This is a genomic window from Xenophilus sp., from assembly GCF_044462705.1.
Taxonomy (GTDB): domain Bacteria; phylum Pseudomonadota; class Gammaproteobacteria; order Burkholderiales; family Burkholderiaceae_C; genus Xenophilus; species Xenophilus azovorans.
Genome location: NZ_JBIQNC010000171.1, coordinates 6,840 through 10,607, shown reverse-complemented (window position 1 = coordinate 10,607; position 3,768 = coordinate 6,840). Strand labels below are relative to the sequence as shown.

Annotated in this window: 3 protein-coding genes; all 3 read right to left on the bottom strand. The window is 72.5% G+C overall.

The window, feature by feature from the left end; all coding sequences use genetic code 11:
• Positions 1–18: 18 nt before the first annotated feature.
• A complete protein-coding gene (locus ACIY1X_RS20450) occupies positions 19–453 on the bottom strand; it encodes a hypothetical protein (RefSeq protein WP_399684095.1) in 435 nt (144 codons plus the stop codon).
• Between the two features lie 118 nt (positions 454–571).
• Entirely contained in the window at positions 572–2,599 is a 2,028-nt protein-coding gene (gene ligA / locus ACIY1X_RS20445) for an NAD-dependent DNA ligase LigA (protein WP_399684092.1), read from the bottom strand.
• Positions 2,600–2,688: 89 nt separating this feature from the next.
• The coding region (locus tag ACIY1X_RS20440; RefSeq protein WP_399684091.1) for a cell division protein ZipA C-terminal FtsZ-binding domain-containing protein at positions 2,689–3,768 on the bottom strand (1,080 nt) is incomplete at its 5' end.

The window sequence follows — 3,768 nt, the reverse complement described above, 5'->3', positions numbered from 1 at the left end:
TCCGCGGTGCCGCGCCCGTCAGGGCCGGTCGCCCAGCGGCGTGTTCTGGCCCGCGCTGGGCCGGGCGGAACCGCGCGGCACCCCCGGCACCACGGGGCGGCCCGGCGGCTGGCCGACCACCGGCGGGCGGCCGGGGGACGGGACGCCGACCGCCGGCGGCCGCCCGGGCGGCATCACGCCGGGCCGTGGCACCGGCGGGCGGCCGCCCCAGCCCGGACGCACGCCGTGGTAGGGATAAGGCCGGCCGCCCCAGTAGCGCGGGCGGTTGTAGACGTCGATGTCCACGTAGGCCGGGACGCCGATCACGGCCGGGCCGGGATCGTAGTAGCCCGGCCCGTAGCCATAGCCGTCGTAGTAATTGGGGTCGCCGTACACGGCACAGCCGCCCAGCAAGGCCGCAGCGCCCAGCAGGCCTGCGCCGGCCAGCCACCGTCTCGTCGAATTGGTCTTCATCGGGCCACTCCTTCCGGGTCGTTCAGATTGACAAGACGATTGGAGCGCCAGTGCCTGAAGAAGGCTCCGGCGATCCGGTAACGACGGGTAAAGTCAAGGTAAAGAAACGCCCGGATCGTCAAATCTGTCGCAGCAGATCCAGCATGCCGGCCTCGTCCAGCACCTCGATGCCGAGTTCCCGCGCCTTGTCCAGCTTGCTGCCGGCCGCCTCGCCGGCGACCACGTAGCTGGTCTTCTTGCTGACGGAGCCGGCGACCTTGGCGCCGGCGGCCTCCAGCCGCTCCTTGGCCTCCTCGCGCGAGAGCGTCGGCAGCGTGCCGGTGATGACGAAGGTCTTGCCCGCCAGCGGCAGCACCGCGCGGAGTGCGGGCTCGCCCTCCTCCCAGTGCACGCCGGCAGCGCGCAGCTGCTCCACCACCTCGCGGTTGTGCGGCTGCTGGAAGAAGGTGTGGATGCTCTGCGCCACCACCGGGCCGACGTCGTCCACTTCCAATAGAGCTTCCTCACTGGCGTCCATCACGGCGTCGAGCCCGCCGAAGTGGCGGGCCAGCTCCTTGGCCGTGCTCTCGCCCACGTGGCGGATGCCCAGCGCGAAGAGGAAGCGCGGCAGCGTGGTGGACTTGGAGTGTTCCAGCGCCGCCACCAGGTTGGCCGCCGACTTCTCGGCCATGCGGTCCAGCGCCGCCAGCGTGCTCAGGCCCAGCTTGTACAGGTCGGGCAGCGTGTGGATGGCCCCCCCGTCCACGAGCTGTTCCACCAGCTTGTCGCCCAGGCCCTCGATGTCCATGGCGCGCCGGCTCGCGAAATGCAGCAGCGCCTGCTTGCGCTGCGCCGGGCAGAACAGCCCGCCGGAGCAGCGATGGTCCATGCCGCCGCGCTCGCGCACCACATCGCTGCCGCACACAGGGCAGTGGCGCGGCATGCGGAAGTTGGGCACGTAGCCGGTACGCGGTTCCGGCACCACGCCCACCACCTCCGGGATCACGTCGCCGGCGCGGCGCACGATCACGCGGTCGCCGACGCGCACGCGCTTGCGCCGGATCTCGAACAGGTTGTGCAGGGTGGCGTTGCTGACGGTGGTGCCGCCGACGAACACCGGCTCCAGCTTCGCCACCGGCGTCAGGCGGCCGGTGCGGCCGACCTGGATCTCGATGCCCAGCAGCCGCGTCATCTGCTCCTGTGCCGGGTACTTGTGCGCCACGGCCCAGCGCGGCTCGCGCGACTTGAAGCCGAGCTGGCGCTGCAGCGCGAGGTCGTCGACCTTGTAGACCACGCCGTCGATGTCGAAAGGCAGGCTGTCGCGCGCGGCGGCGATGCGCGCGTGGAATGCCGCCAGCCCCTCGGCGCCGTGGACGACCGCCCGGTCCTCGTTGACCGGGATGCCGAGCGCGGCCAGCGCATCCAGCGTGGCCGAGTGGGTCGCGGGCATGTCCCATCCCTGCACGTCGCCCAGGCCGTACGCGAAGAAGCTCAACGGGCGCTGGCGTGCGATGCCCGCGTCGAGCTGACGTACCACGCCGGCCGCGGCATTGCGGGGGTTGACGAAGGTCTTGGCGCCGGCCGTGCGCTGGCGCTCGTTCAGCGCCTCGAAGTCGTCGCGCCGCATGAAGACCTCGCCGCGCACCTCCAGCACCGGCGCACTCACCCGCTTGAGGTAGTTCGGGATGGCGCCGATGGTGCGGATGGTGTGCGTCACGTCCTCGCCGGTCTCGCCGTCGCCGCGCGTGGCGGCCTGCACCAGTTCGCCCTGCTCGTAGCGCAAGTTGATCGCCAGCCCGTCGAACTTGAGTTCCACCGCGTAGGCCAGCGGCGGCACATCGGCGGGCAGCTTGAGCGCATTGCGCACGCCCAAGTCGAACTTGGCGGCGCCGGCGGGCGTGGTGTCGGTCTCGGTCTTGATCGACAGCATCGGCACCGCATGGCGCACGGGCGTCAGGCCTTCGAGCACGGCACCGATCACGCGCTGCGTGGGCGAATCGGGCGTGACCAGCTCGGGATGCGCGGCCTCCAGCGCCTCGAGTTGCTGATACAGGCGGTCGTACTCCGCGTCCGGCACTTCCGGATCGTCCAGCACGTAGTAGCGGTGGGCGTAGCGGCGCAGCAGCGCCCGCAGTTCGCGGGCCTGCGCGGTGAGGTCCTGGGTCATGTCAGTGGCGCCCGGCCGCCCGAAGGCACTGACGCGCCCCCTCGGGGGGCAGCGATACGCGAAGCGATGAGCGTGGGGGCAATTTCATTTCAACTGAAAAGACGCCGCGCCAGGGCGGAGCCCGCGGCCAGGTCGCGCTGCTGGAGCGTGTCGTAGAGCTGTTCGAGGTCGGCGCCGATGGCGTCCATGGTCTCCGTGCGCAGCAACTGGCCGTCGCCGTCGGTCACCACGCCGTCCATCTCGCGCGCCAGCGCCTCGGCGATCTCGCGCATGCGGGCGAAGGGCTCGGCGCCGCGGTCCACCTGCGGCACGTCCAGGCTCAGCGTCAGCTCGCGAATGGCCGACTGCGCCGGGTCGTCGGCCAGCGCCGCCTGCGTGTCGAAGGCCAGGCCGAGCACCGGCGGCGCGCCGGCGTCGCCGCCCGGCAGCACCATGCGGCCGGGGATCAGGCCGGCGACGAAGCCGTGGCGGGACGCGTTCTGCTGCACGTAGCCGGGGCTCCAAGCCGCGTGCCGGGCGCGCAGCACGAAGGCGAGCTGCGCGTCGTGCGCGCCGGCGAACTGGTCGAGCTCGCGCGCGCGGGCGACCTCGTCGAGCATCTCCGGGAACTCGGGGGCGCCGTTCACCGCGTCGGCAAAAGCCTGCGCCTTGACGACGAACTCGGAGTACTCGATCTCGTTGAGCGCACCGGTGCGGTTGGCGAGCTGCACGCCGGCCTGGAAGGCGCTGTAGCGCTGCCCGGCGGCCGGCGGCTCCCACTGGCCGGTGGCGGCGTTCAGGCCCTCGATGGCGATGGGCTTGCTGCCGGCGCGCCGCGTGGGCGGCAGCGCGGCCAGCGCGGCGGCGCCGGACACGGGCGCATCCAGCGCGACCGGCGCGATCACGTCGATCAGCGGATCGAGCCCGCCGCGGCGCTCGACCAGCACGCCCGGCGACTGGGCGGTGGGCGGCGGCAGGTCGGGGTCGAACAGCGGTTCGTGGCGGTCGGCGCTTGCGGCGTCGCCGGGATCGACCCGCAGCACCGGCTCCTCCGGGTCCGCTTCCGTTCCGCTGCCGTCGCCTTCCGGCGCGGCCGTGGGCGGGACGCCCGGCAGGTCGGGCTGCCGGGGCGCATTGCGGCGCGAGGTCCAGGTGTTGTAGGCGATCACGGCGGCCAGCACGAGGCCGCC